Annotated in this window: 21 protein-coding genes and 1 riboswitch; of the genes, 15 read left to right on the top strand and 6 right to left on the bottom strand. The window is 73.0% G+C overall.

The window, feature by feature from the left end; all coding sequences use genetic code 11:
* Nucleotides 1-45 precede the first annotated feature (45 nt).
* The 4 genes from nadB to DEI92_RS11535 all read left to right on the top strand — a co-directional run bounded on the left by nadB (nucleotide 46) and on the right by DEI92_RS11535 (nucleotide 4,108).
* Complete coding sequence (gene nadB, locus DEI92_RS11550) at nucleotides 46-1,674, top strand: L-aspartate oxidase (RefSeq protein ID WP_111013575.1); 1,629 nt, start codon at nucleotides 46-48, stop codon at nucleotides 1,672-1,674.
* Nucleotides 1,671-2,612, top strand: coding sequence for a carboxylating nicotinate-nucleotide diphosphorylase (gene nadC, locus DEI92_RS11545; RefSeq protein ID WP_111013574.1), 942 nt, complete (start codon nucleotides 1,671-1,673; stop codon nucleotides 2,610-2,612). The genes nadB and nadC overlap by 4 nt, the downstream gene beginning before the upstream one ends.
* A 7-nt stretch (nucleotides 2,613-2,619) precedes the next feature.
* Nucleotides 2,620-3,759, top strand: a complete 1,140-nt coding sequence (locus DEI92_RS11540; protein ID WP_111013573.1) for a cysteine desulfurase family protein — start codon at nucleotides 2,620-2,622, stop codon at nucleotides 3,757-3,759.
* Between the two features lie 88 nt (nucleotides 3,760-3,847).
* Complete coding sequence (locus tag DEI92_RS11535; RefSeq protein ID WP_146244014.1) at nucleotides 3,848-4,108, top strand: hypothetical protein; 261 nt, start codon at nucleotides 3,848-3,850, stop codon at nucleotides 4,106-4,108.
* Nucleotides 4,109-4,344: 236 nt separating this feature from the next.
* On the opposite strand, the gene DEI92_RS11530 is transcribed toward DEI92_RS11535, so the two are convergent.
* Nucleotides 4,345-4,833, bottom strand: coding sequence for an MSMEG_6728 family protein (locus tag DEI92_RS11530; RefSeq protein WP_111013572.1), 489 nt, complete (start codon nucleotides 4,831-4,833; stop codon nucleotides 4,345-4,347).
* Between the two features lie 217 nt (nucleotides 4,834-5,050).
* On the opposite strand from DEI92_RS11530, the gene DEI92_RS11525 reads away from it, so the two are divergent.
* Both DEI92_RS11525 and DEI92_RS11520 read left to right on the top strand, forming a co-directional pair.
* Nucleotides 5,051-5,656 carry an NAD(P)H-dependent oxidoreductase gene (locus DEI92_RS11525; RefSeq protein WP_111013571.1) on the top strand — a complete coding sequence of 202 codons (606 nt, stop codon included), beginning with the start codon at nucleotides 5,051-5,053 and terminating at the stop codon, nucleotides 5,654-5,656.
* A 755-nt stretch (nucleotides 5,657-6,411) separates the two neighbouring features.
* Complete coding sequence (locus DEI92_RS11520) at nucleotides 6,412-7,287, top strand: hypothetical protein (protein ID WP_146249147.1); 876 nt, start codon at nucleotides 6,412-6,414, stop codon at nucleotides 7,285-7,287.
* Nucleotides 7,288-7,623: 336 nt separating this feature from the next.
* Here DEI92_RS11520 and aroQ read toward each other — a convergent pair whose 3' ends face one another.
* Nucleotides 7,624-8,064, bottom strand: a complete 441-nt coding sequence (aroQ, locus tag DEI92_RS11515; RefSeq protein ID WP_111009390.1) for a type II 3-dehydroquinate dehydratase — start codon at nucleotides 8,062-8,064, stop codon at nucleotides 7,624-7,626.
* A gap of 237 nt (nucleotides 8,065-8,301) precedes the next feature.
* Here aroQ and DEI92_RS11510 point away from each other — a divergent pair, with 237 nt between their 5' ends.
* The 3 genes from DEI92_RS11510 (at nucleotide 8,302) to DEI92_RS11500 (ending at nucleotide 11,328) form a co-directional block, all read left to right on the top strand.
* On the top strand, nucleotides 8,302-9,981 hold the full coding sequence (locus tag DEI92_RS11510; protein WP_111013569.1) for a sodium:solute symporter family protein: 1,680 nt from the start codon (nucleotides 8,302-8,304) through the stop codon (nucleotides 9,979-9,981).
* A 28-nt stretch (nucleotides 9,982-10,009) separates the two neighbouring features.
* On the top strand, nucleotides 10,010-10,369 hold the full coding sequence (locus tag DEI92_RS11505) for a hypothetical protein (RefSeq protein WP_220035630.1): 360 nt from the start codon (nucleotides 10,010-10,012) through the stop codon (nucleotides 10,367-10,369).
* Between the two features lie 221 nt (nucleotides 10,370-10,590).
* Nucleotides 10,591-11,328, top strand: coding sequence for a DNA-3-methyladenine glycosylase I (locus DEI92_RS11500; RefSeq protein ID WP_181434860.1), 738 nt, complete (start codon nucleotides 10,591-10,593; stop codon nucleotides 11,326-11,328).
* Nucleotides 11,329-11,332: 4 nt separating this feature from the next.
* Here the strand turns inward: DEI92_RS11500 and DEI92_RS11495 are convergent, their stop codons facing one another.
* On the bottom strand, nucleotides 11,333-12,091 hold the full coding sequence (locus DEI92_RS11495) for a LysR family transcriptional regulator substrate-binding protein (protein WP_181434858.1): 759 nt from the start codon (nucleotides 12,089-12,091) through the stop codon (nucleotides 11,333-11,335).
* 43 nt (nucleotides 12,092-12,134) lie between these two features.
* Between DEI92_RS11495 and DEI92_RS11490 the strand changes: the two genes are divergently transcribed.
* The 3 genes from DEI92_RS11490 to DEI92_RS11480 all read left to right on the top strand — a co-directional run bounded on the left by DEI92_RS11490 (nucleotide 12,135) and on the right by DEI92_RS11480 (nucleotide 13,756).
* The gene (locus DEI92_RS11490) at nucleotides 12,135-12,515 is read left to right on the top strand and encodes a DUF5997 family protein (RefSeq protein ID WP_111013567.1); all 381 of its coding nucleotides are present in this window, start codon (nucleotides 12,135-12,137) and stop codon (nucleotides 12,513-12,515) included.
* Nucleotides 12,516-12,560: 45 nt separating this feature from the next.
* Entirely contained in the window at nucleotides 12,561-13,193 is a 633-nt protein-coding gene (locus tag DEI92_RS11485; protein ID WP_111013566.1) for a hypothetical protein, read from the top strand.
* A gap of 74 nt (nucleotides 13,194-13,267) precedes the next feature.
* Nucleotides 13,268-13,756, top strand: coding sequence for an Lrp/AsnC family transcriptional regulator (locus DEI92_RS11480; RefSeq protein ID WP_111013565.1), 489 nt, complete (start codon nucleotides 13,268-13,270; stop codon nucleotides 13,754-13,756).
* Nucleotides 13,757-13,811: 55 nt separating this feature from the next.
* Here DEI92_RS11480 and DEI92_RS11475 read toward each other — a convergent pair whose 3' ends face one another.
* Nucleotides 13,812-14,243, bottom strand: a complete 432-nt coding sequence (locus DEI92_RS11475) for a GNAT family N-acetyltransferase (protein ID WP_111009396.1) — start codon at nucleotides 14,241-14,243, stop codon at nucleotides 13,812-13,814.
* A 106-nt stretch (nucleotides 14,244-14,349) separates the two neighbouring features.
* Nucleotides 14,350-14,487, top strand: a riboswitch (FMN riboswitch).
* A gap of 72 nt (nucleotides 14,488-14,559) precedes the next feature.
* Here DEI92_RS11475 and DEI92_RS11470 point away from each other — a divergent pair.
* Genes DEI92_RS11470 through ribH form a run of 3 tightly spaced genes read left to right on the top strand, consistent with a single transcriptional unit; the run spans nucleotide 14,560 to nucleotide 16,324 of the window.
* A complete protein-coding gene (locus DEI92_RS11470; protein WP_111009397.1) occupies nucleotides 14,560-15,177 on the top strand; it encodes a riboflavin synthase in 618 nt (205 codons plus the stop codon).
* Nucleotides 15,174-15,848 carry a 3,4-dihydroxy-2-butanone-4-phosphate synthase gene (gene ribB, locus DEI92_RS11465; protein ID WP_111013564.1) on the top strand — a complete coding sequence of 225 codons (675 nt, stop codon included), beginning with the start codon at nucleotides 15,174-15,176 and terminating at the stop codon, nucleotides 15,846-15,848. Before DEI92_RS11470 ends, ribB begins: the two co-directional genes overlap by 4 nt.
* On the top strand, nucleotides 15,845-16,324 hold the full coding sequence (ribH, locus tag DEI92_RS11460; protein ID WP_111009399.1) for a 6,7-dimethyl-8-ribityllumazine synthase: 480 nt from the start codon (nucleotides 15,845-15,847) through the stop codon (nucleotides 16,322-16,324). Before ribB ends, ribH begins: the two co-directional genes overlap by 4 nt.
* A gap of 167 nt (nucleotides 16,325-16,491) precedes the next feature.
* On the opposite strand, the gene DEI92_RS16550 is transcribed toward ribH, so the two are convergent.
* Nucleotides 16,492-16,662, bottom strand: coding sequence for a hypothetical protein (locus tag DEI92_RS16550; RefSeq protein WP_181434856.1), 171 nt, complete (start codon nucleotides 16,660-16,662; stop codon nucleotides 16,492-16,494).
* A 66-nt stretch (nucleotides 16,663-16,728) separates the two neighbouring features.
* The gene (locus DEI92_RS16975) at nucleotides 16,729-17,277 is read right to left on the bottom strand and encodes a TetR/AcrR family transcriptional regulator (RefSeq protein ID WP_111013563.1); all 549 of its coding nucleotides are present in this window, start codon (nucleotides 17,275-17,277) and stop codon (nucleotides 16,729-16,731) included.
* Nucleotides 17,278-17,340: the final 63 nt, after the last annotated feature.

Below are 17,340 nucleotides of genomic sequence, written 5' to 3'. Positions count from 1 at the left end.
TATAAGAGACACCACCCGTCCCCTCGACGCAGGCCGGGAGGCCTGATGCACGTCGTCATCGTCGGCTCCGGCATCGCGGGCCTCACCACCGCCGTCCGTGCCAGCGGACGACACGACGTCACCCTCGTGACGAAGGGCGCCCTCACCGACGCGGCGACCACGTACGCACAGGGCGGCATCGCGGTCGCGCTCGGCGCGGACGACTCGGTCGGCGCCCACGTCGCGGACACCGTCGCCGCCGGTGCGGGAGCCGGGGACCAGCACGCGATCGAGGTCCTCTGCGCCGACGGACCGGCTCGCGTCCGGGACCTCCTCGCGATCGGCATCGCGTTCGACCGGACCCGCGACCCGGCGAGCCAGGAGGTGCACGGCGACGACCTGACGCGCGGTGTCGAGGCCGCCCACGGCCGCCGTCGCATCGTGCACGCGGACGGCGACGCGACCGGTGCGGCGATCGAACGAGCGCTCGTCCGTGCGTTGCTCGACCGCCACGTCACGATCCTCGAGCGGACGTTCCTCGTCGACCTGGTCGTGCACGAGGGCGCCGTCCGCGGCGTGGACGTCCTCGACCTCCTCGGCGAACCGCTGCGTATCGCCGCCGACGCGGTCGTCCTCGCGACGGGTGGGGCCGGGCACCTCTACCGACACACCACGAACCCGCTCGTGGCGACGGGGGACGGCGTGGCGGCCGCGTGGCGTGCCGGTGCCGTCCTCGCCGACCTCGAGTTCGTGCAGTTCCACCCGACCCGCCTCGCGGTCCCCGGCGGCGGCCTGGTCTCCGAGGCAGTGCGCGGGGAGGGCGCGGTCCTCCGCGACCAGGCGGGGCGCCGCTTCATGACGAACGTGCACCCCGACGCGGAGCTCGCACCTCGTGACGTGGTCGCTCGCGGCATCGCGGCCGCGATGCGCGCGCAGGGCGGGGATCCCGTGATGCTCGACGCCACCGCGCTCGGTGCCACGCTCCCGATCCGGTTCCCGGGGCTGACCCGAGCCACGCGCGCGGCGGGGTTCGACTGGACGCGCGAACCCGTGCCCGTCGCGCCGGCGGCGCACTACGCGATGGGCGGGATCGCGACCGACGTCGAGGGCCGGGCGAGCCTCCCGGGCCTGTCCGCGGTCGGCGAGGCGGCCTGCACCGGCGTCCACGGCGCGAACCGCCTGGCGTCGAACTCCCTGCTCGAGGGGCTCGTCTTCGGCGTGCGCGCCGCCGACGCCCTCGACGTCCCGCGGCCGGCACGGCCGCGCCTGCGGGGTCCGCACGCACTCGCGGTCACGTCCGTGGCGGACCCGGACCGGGCCTCCCGGCCGGGAGGCCCGGCACCGGTCGACGAGGCCCGCGTGCGTCCGGCGCTCCAAGCCGTCATGGAGGACCGGGTCGGGTTGCTCCGTGACGCCGACGGACTGGCCGGCGCCGCGCGGGACCTCGCGGCGCTCGAGGTCGCGGCCCCGACGCCGAGCGTCGGCGCCCTCGAGGACCGCAACCTCCTGACCCTCGCCCGCCTCGTCACCCACGCGGCGGCGGCCCGCACCGAGTCCCGCGGCGCCCACGCCCGCACCGACCACCCCGGCACCGACCCCGCGCAGGCGCGGCCCCTCGCCTGGGTGTCGACGACGCAGGAGACCGTGTCCCGCACGGTCCCCACCACCGCACCACGACAGGGAGTTCCTGCATGACCGACATCACGACCGGTGCCACTGCCGCCGCGCCCACGACCCCCACCGCCGTCGGGGCGATCCCGCCGCATGCGCTGCGTCGCGTCATCGAGACCGCCCTCGAGGAGGACGCCCCCTGGGGCGACGTCACGAGCGAGGCGTTCGTGCCCGCCGACGCCACGGCCACCGCCACCCTGGCCGCGCGCGAGCCGGGCGTGCTCAGCGGCGGCGGGGTGTTCGCCGCCGTCATGGCCGCGGTCGACCCCGGCATCGTCGTCACACTCGAGCGTGCGGACGGCGCCACGTTCGCGGCCGGCGACACGCTCGCGATCGTCTCCGGTGCCGCGCGGTCGGTGCTCCGCGCGGAACGCGTCGCCCTCAACCTCGTGCAGCGGATGTCCGGCATCGCCACGGTCACCGCGCGCTACGTCGCGGCGGTGGCCGACACCCGTGCTCGCATCGTCGACACCCGCAAGACGACGCCCGGGCTCCGTGCGCTGGAGCGACACGCGGTCCGCTGCGGGGGCGGACACAACCACCGGACGTCGCTGTCCGACGCGGTGCTCGCCAAGGACAACCACCTGGCGGTGCTCGCTGCCCGCGGCGTCCCGATCGAGGAGGCCATCCGCGCAGCGCGGGAGCGGCTCGGGCACACCGTCCACCTCGAGGTCGAGGTCGACCGCATCGACCAGATCGAACCCGTGGTCGGCGCCGGCGTCGACACGATCATGCTCGACAACTTCACGCCGGACATGCTCCGTGCGGGCGTGGCGCTCGTCGGCGGTCGCGCCCTCGTCGAGGCGTCGGGTGGCGTGACGCTCGAGTCCGTCGCGGCCATCGCGGCGACCGGCGTGGACATCGTGTCCGTCGGAGCGCTCACGCACTCGGCCCGGGCGCTCGACCTCGGGCTCGACGTCGTCGTCGAGCCCGACGTCGCCACGGCCCTGCGCGATCGGTAGGACGGCCGTGTACCTCGACCACGCCGCGACCGCGCCCGTCCGTCGCGAGGTCCTCGAGGCGATGTGGCCCTGGCTCACGGGCGACTTCGGCAACCCCTCGTCCACCCACGAGGTCGGTGCCCGGGCCGCGCAGGGCCTCGCCGCAGCGCGGGCGGTGGTCGCCGGCGCGCTCGGCTGCCGACCGGCCGAGGTCGTGTTCACGAGCGGCGGTACCGAGTCCGACAACACCGCGGTCAAGGGCATCGCGCTCGCCGCGCCGCGCGGTCGCCGGGTGCTCACCCTCCCGACCGAGCACGACGCCGTCCTCGCGAGCTGCGACCACCTGGTACGGCACCACGGCTTCACCGTCGACCTCCTGCCGGTGGGGTCGGACGGGAGGCTCGACCCGGCCGACCTGGCCGCCGCGCTCACGCCGGACACCACGCTGGTCAGCGTCGCCCACGCGAACAACGAGATCGGCACGGTGCAGGACATCCCGGCGCTCGCCGCGGTCGCGCACGCCGTCGGCGTACCCCTGCACAGCGATGCCGTGCAGTCCGCCCCGTGGCTGCCCGTCGGACTCGACGTGCTCGGCGCGGACGCGGTCAGCGTGTCCGGACACAAGCTCGGCACCCCGAAGGGGATCGGCGCGCTCGCGGTGCGTCGGGGCGTCCCGATCGAGCCGCTCCTGCACGGCGGTGGGCAGGAACGTGGCGTCCGCTCGGGCACCGAGGACGTCGCCGGTGCCGTCGGTCTGGCCCGGGCGTTCGAACTCGCGCTCGAGCGACGTGCGCACGCTGCCGCGGTCGCCGAGTCGGCCCGGGACGTCCTCGTCGCGGGTGTCCTGGACCGCGTACCGGACGCGGTGCTGACCGGGTCGCGCGAGCACCGCCTCCCGGGCCACGCGTCGTTCTGCCTGCTGGGCACGAACGGCGAGACGGTCCTGCTCGAGCTGGAGCAGCAGGGGATCCTGGCGTCGGCGGGCAGCGCGTGCGCGGCCGGCAGCACGGAGACGTCGCACGTGCTCGCGGCGCTCGGGCTGCCGGAGGAGGTCGCTCGCACCGCCGTGCGGTTCACGTTCGACGAACACCTCGGGCCGGATGGCGCGGCCGCCGTGGTGGACGCGATCGCGGCAGCCGTCCACACGGTCCGCGCCCTCGCCGTCTGACCCGGAGGGGTGTACTAGACGGTCTACTCCATCTCGGGGGGCGTGTCCCCCCTTCCGCGGACAGCCCGGGGTCCGCACAATGGAGGACATGACGGACACGAGCGAGCAGCGACTGGCGAGTCCGGCGCTGCGCCCCGCGACCCGGACCTCCCGGTTCCACGCGGTGCAGCTCCTGCCGGCCCCCGCGACGATCCTCGCGCTCGGCTTCGGTGCGGCGCACGGGCTGACACTCGTGCCGCTCGCGGTCGTCGCGGTCGCCGGGATCCTGGCGACGGTCGGCAGCGCCGTCCTCCCGATGTCCGCCGAACCGGCCCGCCACCCCCTCGGAGGCGATCGCCGCACTTCCTGACACCTCGGACCCGCGCCGGTGACCACCCCCTGATCGGTCATCGACGCGTTCCGCCGGACGCACCCTGAGCGCCCGGCGGGGAGCACGGCCCACGTGGTCGCGCTCAGGCAGCCGGCTCCGCCACGGCGTCGTCGTACGAACCCCTGACCCTACGACGACACCCCCCTGAACCGTGGCGGGGCCGGCTCTGCCGTTCCCGGGCGTCGGACCGCGCGTACTCCGCCCGCGGAGCGGTGTCAGTCGAGGTCGGCCTCGGGCGTGTGCGCCGCCTCCGCGCGGACCGTCTCGCCCGGCCACGTGTACGGCAGGTCGTCCGGCACGTCCGGGAACCGCTCCCGGTAGAACTCCGGCGCCTTCTGCACGAGCTTCGAGCGGTGCGATCGGTGGACGGCCTCGTCCCCGAACCACGGCGGCATGGTCACGTCGCCGTGCTCGTACGCCTCGAGGTCCTCCTCGACCCGGCCGAGGTCGATCAACGTCTTGCCCAGGCACGTGTCGGCGTAGCCCCGTTCGAGCCAGACCGTGCACGTCGCGTCCTGGTAGGCCATGAGCGCTGGTCGGAAGCCCCGCCACATCGCGACCACCGGGTGGTGCTGCCAGCCGTACCCGGGCAACGTCAACGCCCGCATCACCTGCAGGGTCTCGACGCGCTGCTTCCCGAGGCGCTTGTCGTCGAGCGACTCCGCCGAGGCACGGAAGTCCGGATAGGGCAGGAAGGTCTGCATGCCGCGGTCGTGCCTCCCGGTCGTCGGTGCGGTCCGGGGCGCGCCGAACCGCGACCGACGCTACGCGCGAGCGGTTTGCGGGGACCGGGAGTGGGGCCGGACCGCCTGTCGCGATCGGGCTGGGGGCGGTCCGATCCGGCGCTGTGCCGGTCACCGTTCCTCGACACATGTCGTCACATCGCGGCTCGTCCATGGCCGGGCGTGTGAGCATCGGCGCATGACGAGCAGCAGCCCCCGGATCGTCGGTGTGAGCGGGAGTCCCTCGGACCCGTCCCGGACGTCGACGCTCGTGCGCGCGACCGTGGACCGGTTCGCCGCCGAGTTCGAGGACGCCCGCACCACGGTCGTCGAGATCGGACCCGTGCTCGCCGACCTCGGCGCCGCGCCCACCCGCGACAGCATGGCGGCGGCGACACGAGCTGCGTTGGAGGCGGTCGAGACCGCCGACGTCCTCGTCGTCGGGAGCCCGGCCTTCCGAGCGGCGTACTCGGGCGCGTTCAAACTGTTCTTCGACTGGGTCGGGCAGTACGAGCTCGTCGACACCCCGGTGCTGCTCACGGCCACCGGCGGCAGCGATCGGCACGCGCTGCTCGTGGAGCACCAGATGCGGCCGTTGTTCGGGTTCTTCCAGTCGACGACGCTGCCGATCGGGGTGTTCGGGAACGAGCGGGACTTCGTCAAGCACGAGGGGTCGTACGAGCTGCGCAGCGTCGAGCTCGAGTTGCGCATCGACCAGGCCGTGCAGCGGGCGCTCCCGATCGTCCGCAGCGGGCGCCTCGGTGCGCTCGCCGGAGCGGATGTGCGGCGGCCCACCGAGTTCTGACGCGCCGCGTTCCGCTGGGCGGCGTTCTGCTGCGCAGCCTTCCGACGCGTCGCGTCGACCCAGCCCGCCGGGCCCGCTGGCGGCGGCGCGGTCCCTGCCGGCCGCGGCCACCGGGCCCGGTGTGTCGGTGATTCAGGAACGGGAGGTGCGGTGCGGGCGGGCGCGGTCCCTCCCGGCGGCGGTTTCCTGCGTTGTCGACCTGGGCCGGTCCTGCGGCTGGTGTGTCGGTGATTCAGGACGGGAGGTGCGGTGCGGGCCGGTGCCTTCCCTCCCGGCGGCGGTTTCCTGCGTTGTCGACGTGGGCCGGTCCTGTGGCCGGTGCGGTCGGTGATTCAGGACGGGAGGTGCGGTGCGGGCGGGTGCCCTCCCTCCCGGCGGCGGTTTCCTGCGTTGTCGACGTGGGCCGGTCCTGCGGCCGGTGCGTGTCGGTAGTTCAGGACGGGAGGTGCGGTGCGGGCGGGTGCGGTCCCTCCCGGCGGCGGTTTCCTGCGTTGTCGACGCGCCTGCGGGTGACCTCCCTCGAGGCATGGGGTGACGTCGGTGGTGGAACGGGGGCCCCGAAGTGCCGCCAGGATGGTTGGCGAGCCTATGGTCCGGTCGTCGGGTCGGTCGCGGCCCGCAGGAGGGACGCCACGGTGGGACAGGGCAGCACGGACGATGACGGCACCGGACGGGAGGCGGTGGTTCCGCCGTCCTCGTTACCGCGGCGGGCGGTGGTCGCGGCGGCTGCATGGAGCGTCCCTGCACTCGGCGTGGTGGTGTCGACCCCGGCGGCTGCCGCGAGTGCGGAAGCGACTGCGACCCTCGCCTTCACCGGCGCATCGGTGCGCCCCGCGGGCGGCGCGCTGTCCGACGCGACGTTGACGGTGCTCTCCGGGAGCGGAACCCCGTCGCCAGGGGAGACCGTCGTCTTCAGCGTGTCCGGACCGGCGTTCTTCGGCACGCCGGGGACCACCACGGCGACGGCGGTGACGGACGCGGCGGGACAGGCCACCGCGACCGGCCTCGTCGCATCGCTCGATCCCGGGGTCATCGTGCTCACCGCGTCGGTCGCGGGACTGCCGCCCGCGGTGGCGCAGGTGACGACCACGCCGGTCCTGGACCTCGCGGTGACCGACGTGGGGAACGCTGCCGGGAGCGGCTGGCAGCCGTTCGTCGAGCGGCCGCTCGAGTACCTGGACGAGCACCAGCAGTGGCTCTGGCAGAGCGGGAGGACGTACTCCGTGACGACGGCCTTCAGCAACACGGGACCGGACGCGCCCGCCGGCGCGGTCGTCCGGGTGGTCGTGCCGGACGTGCTGCCCGCCGGTGGCGCCTTGGTCTCCGCGGCTCGCATCGTCGCCTTCAGCGTGACGGCCACCGCGCTGGGGATGAGCGCCGCGACCGTCACCCCACGTCCCGCGGCCCCGGAGGAGGGATTCGCGGAGGACTTCGTCGTGGCCGTCCCGATCCCCGCCGGGGCCGCGTTCGGGTTCACCGTCGCCCTCGACGTCCGGCCGGTCGGTGTCGAGCGGTTCGCGTACAACAGCGTCGTGGTGTCGATCGCGACCGGCGTCTCCGACGACGCCGACCGCGACACGGCCGACGACACGATGACGAGCGCCCCCTTCGCCATGGACCCCGCGACGTAGGTCGGCGGCCGACCGCGGATGGCCGACGGCCGGGAGGCGCGGTGCGGGCGTGCCCCGTGCCTCCTGCTGCGGGTTCCTGCGGTGTCGACGCGATTGGGCCCGGCCTGCTGCTGGAGCGGACAACTCAGGACGGGAGGCGCGGTGCGGCCGCGCCCCGCCCCTCCTGGCTGCGGGTTCCTGCGGTGTCGACGCGAGTCGGTCCTGCCGCCTGCCGCCTGCCGCCTGCCGCGGCTCGGATGAGAACGCAGGACGGGAGGCGCGGTGCGGGCTCGCACCGTCCCTCCCGGCGGCGGTTTCCTGCGTTGTCGACCGGCAGCGCGCGCGGTCCCGACGTGATCAGCCGAGCAGCGTCGCCAGGTGGAGCACCGCCAGCCGGTAGCCGTCGGCCCCGGCGCCCTCGATGACGGCGGTGGCCGCGGTCGCCACGTGGTCGACGTGGCGGAACGGCTCGCGCTTGAAGACGTTCGACAGGTGGACCTCGACGACGGGCACCGTCAGGGCCTCGACCGCGTCGTGCAGCGCGACCGACGTGTGGGCGTAGGCAGCGGGGTTGATGACGACGCCGGCGTGGTCGTCGAGCGCCTCGTGGAGCCACGTGACGAGCTCGCCCTCGTGGTTGCTCTGTCGGAAGGCGACCTCGAGTCCGAGCGGCTCCGCGGTCGTCCGCACCAGGTCCTCGAGCTCCTGCAGCGTGACCGTGCCGTACTGCGCGGGATCACGGCGTCCCAGGATGTCGAGGTTCGGACCGTTGAGGACCAGGATGCGGGGCGCGGGCATCCTCCGAGGATAACGACCGAGCCCACCCTGTGCGCCTCACCGGATGTGAACGGTCACACGCGACGAAACCGAGAATCAGCGCAGAGCTTCCACTTGGTTCCCTGAGGTGTAACGTTCCGGGTCGGATCGGCTCCGAGCCGCTCCCGCCCCCACACGGAGGCGCGCCGACACGATCGAGTGCGTCTCCAGAGCCCGTCCCCGGGCCCCGCCCCGCAAGCACTTCGACGTGGAGTTGACATGGTTCTCGCTGCAGGACAGAACGGGATCCAACTCGATCTGAGTTGGGTCGACTACGTGATGATCATCGTGTACTTCGCGGTGGTCATCGGCATCGGTTTCACGGCCCGTCGCCGGGTCCGGACGAGCATGGACTTCTTCCTGTCGGGCCGGTCGATGCCCGCCTGGATCACCGGTCTGGCGTTCGTCTCCGCGAACCTCGGTGCCACCGAGATCCTCGGCATGGCCGCGAACGGCGCGCAGATCGGCATGGCGACCCTGCACTACTACCTCATCGGCGCGGTGCCGGCGATGGTGTTCCTCGGCCTCGTGATGATGCCCTTCTACTACGGCTCGAAGGTGCGATCGGTGCCGGAGTTCATGCTCCGCCGGTTCGGCAAGGCCCCGCACCTCGTCAACGCCCTGGCGTTCGCGGTGTCGAACGTCCTCATCGCGGGCATCAACCTCTACGCGATGGCGATCGTCATCGAGGCGATGCTCGGCTGGCCCGAGTGGCTCGCGATCATCGTCAGCGCGGGCTTCGTGCTCGTGTACATCACCCTCGGCGGGCTCTCGAGCGCGATCTACAACGAGGTCATGCAGTTCTTCGTGATCATCGCCGGGCTCATCCCGCTGACGATCGTGGGCCTGCACCGTGTCGGTGGCTGGTCCGGGCTCACCAAGGCGGTCGAGCACACCGACGGTGCGCGGCACCTGTCCACCTGGGCGGGCACGGCGATCGGGCACACGACGAACCCGATCGGGGCGAACTGGCTCGCCATCGTGCTCGGCCTCGGCTTCGTGCTGAGCTTCGGGTACTGGACCACGAACTTCACCGAGGTGCAGCGCGCGTTCTCGGCGAAGAACATGTCGGCCGCCCGTCGGACCCCGCTCATCGCGGCGTTCCCGAAGCTGTTCATCCCGTTCATCGTCGTCATCCCGGGTCTGATCGCCGCGGCGACGCTCGGGAACCAGCTCGCCGGTGCGCACCACTCCGGGCTGAGCTACAACGACGCGATCCCGAAGCTCATCCAGATGTACCTGCCGACGGGCGTGCTCGGCGTCGCGGTGACCGGGCTGCTCGCGAGCTTCATGGCCGGCATGGCGGCGAACGTGTCGAGCTTCAACACGGTCTTCACCTACGACATCTGGCAGCGCTACATCAAGCCGAACATGCCGGACGTGCACTACCTCAAGACCGGGCGCTGGGTGACGATCGTCGGTGTGGTCATCGGCATCGCGACGGCGTTCCTGGCCGCGCAGGCGCAGAACATCATGACGTACATGCAGACGCTGTTCTCGTTCTTCAACGCGCCGCTGTTCGCCGTGTTCATCCTCGGCCTGCTGTGGAAGCGCATGACGACCTCGGCGGCGCTGTGGTCGTACATCGCGGGCATCATCGCGCCGACCGTCACGTGGATCGCCTACCTCGTCAACCCGAAGCTCTTCGCGACGGGCACCGCCGAGACCCTCTACGGCGCGATCATCTCGTTCGTCACGGTGCTCGTGTTCGGGTTCCTCATCAGCATGTTCACGAAGCCGCGGGACGAGCGTGAGCTCGGTGGGCTGGTGTACGGCATCGGCAAGATCGACCTGCACGGCGACTCGGTCGCGACGGACACCGCCTGGTACCGGTCGCCGGCACTGCTCGGGACGGCTGCGCTCGTCCTGTGCGTGCTCCTGTACCTGCCGTTCCTGTAGACCGTCCTGATTCGACAAGGAGATCACCATGAGTGAGACCAACAAGCCGGGCACCGCTCCCGGTGGCGAGGGCGCTCCGATGACGGACGCCGAGAAGCGCGAGTACGTCACGTCCACCCGTCGGTTCGACCTGCGCCGCATCCTCGGGGGCCTGTTCGTCCTGTACGGGATCATCGTCACGCTGACGGGCATCGCGCACCACGCGACCGACGGTCAGAAGACCGGCGGCATCCAGATCAACCTGTGGACGGGCATCTCGATGCTCGTCCTCGGGCTGCTCTTCTTCCTGTGGGACCGGCTGGCGCCGGTGCCCGAGGAGGACATCGTCGGCAACCTCGAGCGCGAGGACGTCGAGAAGGCCGCGGGCGAGGGCCACGAGCTGGCCTGACGCGCGCACACGCCCGACGGGAGGGTCGTACCGGCACCGGTACGGCCCTCCCGGTCGTACCGGCACCGGTACGGCCCTCCCGTCCGTCGTGTCCCGGCCGGGAGGCGCGGCGCGGAACCGCCACGCGCCGCATCCGACCCGCTCCTCGCGTCCTCCGCTGCCCAGGGCCAGCCCCCGGCCGGCGCCGGGCACCTGTCGGTGGGGGCCGGGAGGATCGGCACATGACCGACCCGACGCCCGCCGTGCCCGTGCCCGTGCCCGCCGATCCGACGCCCGCCGATCCGGTGCCTGCCGATCCGCCTGCTGATCCGGTGCCTGCTGATCCGGTGCCTGCTGATCCGGTGCCCGCCGATGCGCGGAGCGCCGTTCTCGACCTCGTCCGCGGCCAGGACGGCCTGGCACGCCCCCGATGGGCGGCGACCGATCCGCTGCTCCGCGAGTACTACGACACCGAGTGGGGGATGCCCGTCCGGGACGAGCGCGGCCTCTACGAACGGTTGAGCCTCGAGGCGTTCCAGTCCGGCCTGAGCTGGCGCACGGTCCTGGCGAAGCGACCGGCGTTCCGACGTGCATTCGCGGATTTCGACCCGGACGTGGTGGCGTCCTTCGGCGAAGCCGATGTCGCCCGCTGCATGGCCGACGTGGGCATCGTCCGGAACCGCGCGAAGGTGCTCGCGACGATCACGAACGCGAACGCGACGATCGCCCTCCGCGACGAGGGTGGTCTGGCCGAGTTCGTGTGGTCCTTCCGGCCCGAGACGACACCCGCGCCCCGGAGCGTCGCCGAGGTCCCGACCACGAGCCCGGAGTCGGTCGCGCTCGCGAAGGCCCTGCGGAAGCGGGGCTTCGCGTTCGTCGGTCCCACGACGATGTTCGCGCTCATGGAGGCCGTCGGGATCGTCGACACCCACCTCGTGGGCAGCCACCGTCGCGGCAGCTCCGGTGTCTGGCCGGCCTGACCGTTCAGCGCCCTCGTCTCGGACGTCCGCGTGTCGGGCGGGCGGTCCGACCGCGGCCGCCGGCCGTGCCGGGGCGGCCGTTGGACTCGTTGCCGGAGCCGCGCCGCGCCTCCCGGCCGTCGGCACCGGGGCGACCGCGGGCCTCCCGGCCGTCGCTGCTGACGCGACCGCGGGTCTGCCGGCCGTCCGTGCCGTCCGCGTCACGCACGTCCGCGGCGTCCCGCCCGCGGGAGCTGTTCGCGGTGCGACCGCGGACGATGCCGATGAACTCGTCCGTCACGGGGGAGGCGTCCGCGTCGCGCCAGACGAGCGCGACGCGCGTGCCCTCGACGTCGACGAGCGGGCGGGCGACGAGATTGCGCCGGCTCGCCGCGCGGAACAGGGACTGGGGCAGCACGGCGAGTCCGACGCCCGCCGCGACGAGGTCGAGCGTGCCGTCGACGTCGTCGGGCACCGGGCCGTCCCCGAGCAGTGTCATCCCGACCAGGTCGCGCTCGGTGACGCTGTCGACCTCGGCGAACTCGGAGTCCTTCGGGGCGGCGACGACCGGCGTCTCCGTCCACAGCGGGATCGCGCGGAGACCCTCGGTCACGGGGAGCCGGGCGAAGCACATGTCGGCGTCGCCCTCGAGCGCACGATCGACGTCGTCGTTGCCGACCGCGCGGAGCACGAGCTCGACATCGGGCATCCGCTCCCGCCACACCCGTGCCCACCGCGCGGGGGAGACGCCCGGGACGAACGCGACGGTGAGGGTTCCGGGCATGCGTCGAGCATAGGACCGGGGCGTGTCCCGTACCCTGGGGGGCATGGCGCAGGAACAGACGATGAAGCCGGAGACGGCCGCGAAGAAGCTCGGCATCCTGGTGTCCGCGACGCCCGAGTCGTTCCGCTCGGCGCCGGTGTCCCGCTCCACGTTCGAGGCGCTGCAGGCCGACCCGCCGGAGTGGCTCGCCGAACTCCGACGCGAGGGCCCGCACCCTCGCCCGGTCGTCGCCGCCAAGCTCGGTGTGTCGGTCTCCGGGCTCGCCCGCGCCGGTGTCGACGACGCCCTGACGACGGCCGAGATCAAGGCGCTCCTGCAGGAGATGCCCGAGTGGCTCGTCCGCGAGCGTGCGACGCAGGCCGCGGTGCGCGCCGAGAACACCCGCGTCAAGGAGCAGCGAGCCGCACGGGCCGCTGCGCGCTGACCCCGTACCGAGCGTTGCTGATCCGCTGCGGCTGAGGACCTCCCGGTGCACGACCCGATCGCGACCGCCATGCTCGTGGTGCCGCAGTTCGCGTCGGTCTGTTGCGTCGTCGGCGACCGGTACCGGCCCCGGCCCGCGATGGTCGTCCCGGCGCTGGTGATGCTCGTGGCCATGCTGCTGCCGGCGTTCGGCGTGGGGACCGGCTGGTCCCTGCTGGCCGGGGCGGCGTTGCTGCTCGTGGCGCCCCTCCCGGTCATCGGGTCGCGCGCCCGGTCGGCCGGCGCGCCAGGACGGGTCGTCGACGGCCGGGAGGCCCGCCGCGCGGACCCGATGGACGTGCACCGGGCGCTCTCCGCGGTCGTCATGGCGGGGATGCTGCTGCTCGGTGCGATGAGTGGGGCGATGGGTGGTGCCGGATCGAGCGGCGCGAGCGGCGTCACCACGAGCGGGGCGGGGCACGGCTCGACCGCGTCGGCGGTGCTGGGTGCCGCGTCGGCCGATCCGATGGCGCACACGCTCGTCCTCACGGCGGTGCTCGGTGCGGGCGTCGTCGGGTACTGCGCGTTCAGCGGGTGGCTGCTGCGGTACGAGTGGGGCCGGGAGGACCGCCGTGCGGTGCGGAGCGGCGAGGTCTTCGCGATGACGGTCGCGGTCGTCGGCATGACGCTCATGATGTGACGGGTGGTGCCGGCTGCCCCGTCGTGCGACGATCAGGGACACCATCGACGGATGATTCGACCAGGAGGCCCGCCGTGCTCGATCGTTCGACTCCGGCCACCCGCGCCGACAGCTGGTCCGTCCGCCTCGACGAGGTCGACGAGCGCATCCTGTGGGTCCTGGCATCCGACGCTCGGATCCCCAACAACCGGTTGGCGGCCGAGGTCGGCGTCGCTCCGTCCACCTGCCTGACCCGGGTCCGGGCCCTGGAGCAGGCGGGCATCATCCGCGGGTACCGCGCCGACGTCGACATCGCACGCCTCGGGTTCGCGATCGAGGCGATGGTCTCCGTGCGGGTCCACGCCGCGGCACGTCGAGAACTCCGGGAGTTCGCCAAACGACTGCTCGCGATCCCGGTCGTGCTCGACGTGTCGTTCCTCGCCGGCGACAAGGACTTCCTCGTGCACATCGCGTGCACCTCGACCGAGCAGCTGCGGGACTTCGTGGCCGACGAGCTGAGCGGCGACCCGTCCGTCGCGACGACGCAGACGAACATCGTGTTCGAGCGGCTCGTCGCCGAGTGACCCCGGCAGGCGCGCTCGTTCGGGGAACTCCGGCGCTGGCAGGCGTAGCGACGCGTCAGCGCGTCAGCGTCATCGGGACGTGCGGGATGCCGTCCTCGATGAACTCGTCACCGGTCTGCACGAAGCCGAACCGGGCGTACCAGTCGCGCAGGTGGGACTGGGCGTCGATGGCGATGCTGCCGCTGCGGCACGAGTCGATCGCGGCGCGGATGAGCTCCGACGCGAGCCCCGTGCCCCGCGCCCCGCGGGCGGTGGCGACCCGGCCGATGCGCTCGGTGCCGTCCGGCTGGTGGAGCACCCGGAGCGTGGCGTCGACCGATCCGTTGCCGCTCCACCACTGCACGGTCCCCGGCTCGAGGTCGCGGCCGTCGATGTCCGGGTAGGCGCACTCCTGCTCGACGACGAACACGTCCTGCCGTAGCCGCAGGATCTCGTGGAGCGTGACGACGTCGAGGTTGCGGGTCGGGGCGCTGAAGATCGAGGCCACGGTGTCCTTCCTGCCGCCCGTCGTGCGGCGATGCGAACCGGCCGCTCCGGGTGGCGGCCGTCGTCCACTCTACGGGCGGGGCCGGTGCGGTAATGTTTCGTCCACGTACAGCGCTCCGGGGTCGGTGCAATTCCGAACCGGTGGTGACAGTCCACGAGCTGCGGGCGGACCGATGTCCGACCGCGGTCGACCCGGTGGAACTCCGGGACCGACGGTGAGAGTCCGGACGGGAGGAAGCGCTGGGCGGTCCACTGTCGTGGGCCGTCCGTGGCGTCCTCCCGTGGAACCCTCCGGAGTCCCGACAGACAGGACACCAGTGTTCACGGGCATCATCGAGGAACTCGGCCACGTCGACCGCGTGGAGGACCGCGGGGACTCCATCGCGCTCACCGTCACCGGCCCCGTCGCGGTCGAGGGCGTCCGGCACGGCGACTCGATCGCGGTGAGCGGCGTCTGCCTGACCGTCGTGGAACACGACGCGTCGTCGTTCACGGCGTTCGTCATGCGGCAGACGCTCGACATGAGCGTGCACGGCGGCCTGCGGGCCGGTGACCGCGTGAACCTGGAGCGGGCGGCGCGCGTCGGCGACCGACTCGGCGGTCACATCGTGCAGGGGCACGTCGACGGGACGGCCACCGTGCTCGCCACCGAGGACGGCGACGGCTGGCGACGGGTCCGCTTCGCCCTGACCCCGGGACTGGCGCCCCTCGTCGTCGACAAGGGGTCCGTCGCCCTCGACGGCGTCAGCCTGACCGTCAGCGCCGTGTCCGACGAGGCCGTCGCCCCGGACGCAGCGTGGTTCGAGGTCTCGCTCATCCCGGAGACCCTCGCCGCCACGACGCTCGGCGCCCTGCGCACCGGCGACCGTGTGAACGTCGAGACGGACGTGCTCGCCCGGCACGTCCGCCGCATGCTCCGCCTGGAGGCACGATGACCGCCACCGGCGCCGACGCACCGCCGGCGGGGCTCGCGTCGGTCGAGGAGGCCCTCCGGTCGCTCATCGCCGGCCGCCCGGTCATCGTGGCGGACGACGAGCAGCGTGAGAACGAGGGCGACGTCGTCCTCGCCGCGGAACTCGCGACACCGGAGTGGATCGCGTGGACGGTGCGGCACTCGTCCGGGTTCATCTGCGCGCCGGTGAGCGCCGCGATCGCCGACGCCCTCGACCTGCCGCCGATGGTCGAGCGGAGCGAGGACGTCCGCGGCACCGCCTACACGGTGACGGTCGACGCCGCCGCGGGGATCACGACCGGCATCTCGGCGTCCGACCGTGCACGGACCCTCCGCGTGCTCGCCGATCCGCGATCGCAGCGCGGGGACCTCCACCGACCGGGTCACGTCGTCCCGCTCCGGGCACGTCCCGGCGGCGTCCGCGAGCGCCCGGGGCACACCGAGGCGGCGATCGACCTCGTGACGGCGGCCGGCCTCCGCGCTGCGGCAGCGATTTGCGAGATCGTCGGCGACGACGGCGCGATGATGCGCCTGCCGGCGCTGCTGGAACTCGGGGCGTGCGAAGGCGTCCCGGTCATCACGATCGCCGAGCTCAGCGCGTGGCTGACGGCGCGGGACGGGGCCGGACGGTCCCGGAGAGGACAGGACGGATGAGCGGAGCAGGAGCGGCCGAGCGTGACGAGGTCGACGGAACGGGTGTCCACGTGGCGATCGTCGCCGGGCGCTGGCACGAGACGATCGCCGGGGGGCTCCTCCAGGGCGCCCTGCGTGAGGCCGAGCGGCTCGGGGCGAGCACCGAGGTGATCCACGTCCCCGGCAGTTTCGAGCTGCCGGTCGTGGCGAAGGCCGCGCTCGTGGCCGGGGCGGACGCGGCGGTCGCCCTCGGCGTCGTGATCCGTGGCGGCACACCGCACTTCGAGTACGTGTCGGACGCCGCGACGAGCGGCCTGGTCCGGGTCGCGCTCGACACGGGCAAGCCCGTCGGCTTCGGGGTGCTCACCCTCGACGACGAGCAGCAGGGGCTGGACCGTGCCGGGCTGCCCGGCTCGAAGGAGGACAAGGGCGCCGAGGCGCTGCACGCGGCGGTCTCGACGGCCGTGGCGCTGCGCGGTCTCCACCGTCGCGCCTGACCGACCCGCGACCGGCCGTTGTCGCCGGGACGGCGAACGGCCCTGCACGCGCTCGACACTGTCGCCGGGACGGCGAACGGCCCCGCACGCGATCGACACTGCCGCCGGGACGGCGAACGGCCCCGCATCCGATGGGATGCGGGGCCGTCCCGTTCCGTCGAGGAACGCTAGCGCTTGGAGAAGGCGTGGATCGGCAGTCCGAACGACAGGCACATCAGGAGGATGCCGCCGAAGAAGATGAAGCCCTGCCCACTGGAGACCTGGAACGCGACACCGAACAGGTAGATCGCGACGACCAACAGTGCGATCGAGAACAGGGCGAGGAAGACGCGGCCCACGAGGTACCTCCGGTGACGAGCGGTTGAACGACGCCCAGTCTAGTCCCCGGTGGCGGCCGCGGTCGTTCAGGCGTCGGGGCGGGTGGCGACGAGTCGGTCGACGACGCCGAGGATGTCCTCCATCACGACGCCCTCGGCACGGGAGCGCCCGCCCGCGACCGCGCCGAGCGCCGCGGCGTGGTACAGGCCGTCGCCCATGAGCTTGATCGCCTGCGCCGTGGGAACGTCGCCGAGGTGGTCGACGAGCGCCGCGAGCCAGGCACCCTCGACCTCGTCGAGGGTGCGACCGGCCTCCTCGTAGCCGGCCTGCTGCAGCCGTGACGCGGCGAGGAGTGCGAGGTCGAGCTCGCTGCCGACGAACTCGCAGTTGCGGACGAAGTACCGCGCCGGGCCGTCCGTCGCCGCCCGCATCCGCTCGACGTCGGCGACCCCGAGGTCCGAGAGCCGCTCGCACAGGCCCGCGACGAGCGCCGCCTTGGACCCGAAGTGGTAGAGCAGTCCGCCCTTCGACACCCCAGCGCGGGCCGCGACGGCATCGAGCGTGGCGACGCGCTCGCCGTCGTCGCACACGATGCCGACGAAGCTGTCGAGGATGCGGTCCCGCGCGCTGGTCATCTCCTCAGTCTAGGGAGCGCGATGCAGGAGCCAGCGTTTGCAGCATGTACCGTCCGGTCGGTA

The organism is Curtobacterium sp. MCBD17_034 (assembly GCF_003234515.1).
Taxonomy (GTDB): domain Bacteria; phylum Actinomycetota; class Actinomycetes; order Actinomycetales; family Microbacteriaceae; genus Curtobacterium.
Note: the sequence above shows the minus strand (reverse complement) of the source record. Positions and strands in the feature narration are given on the sequence as shown.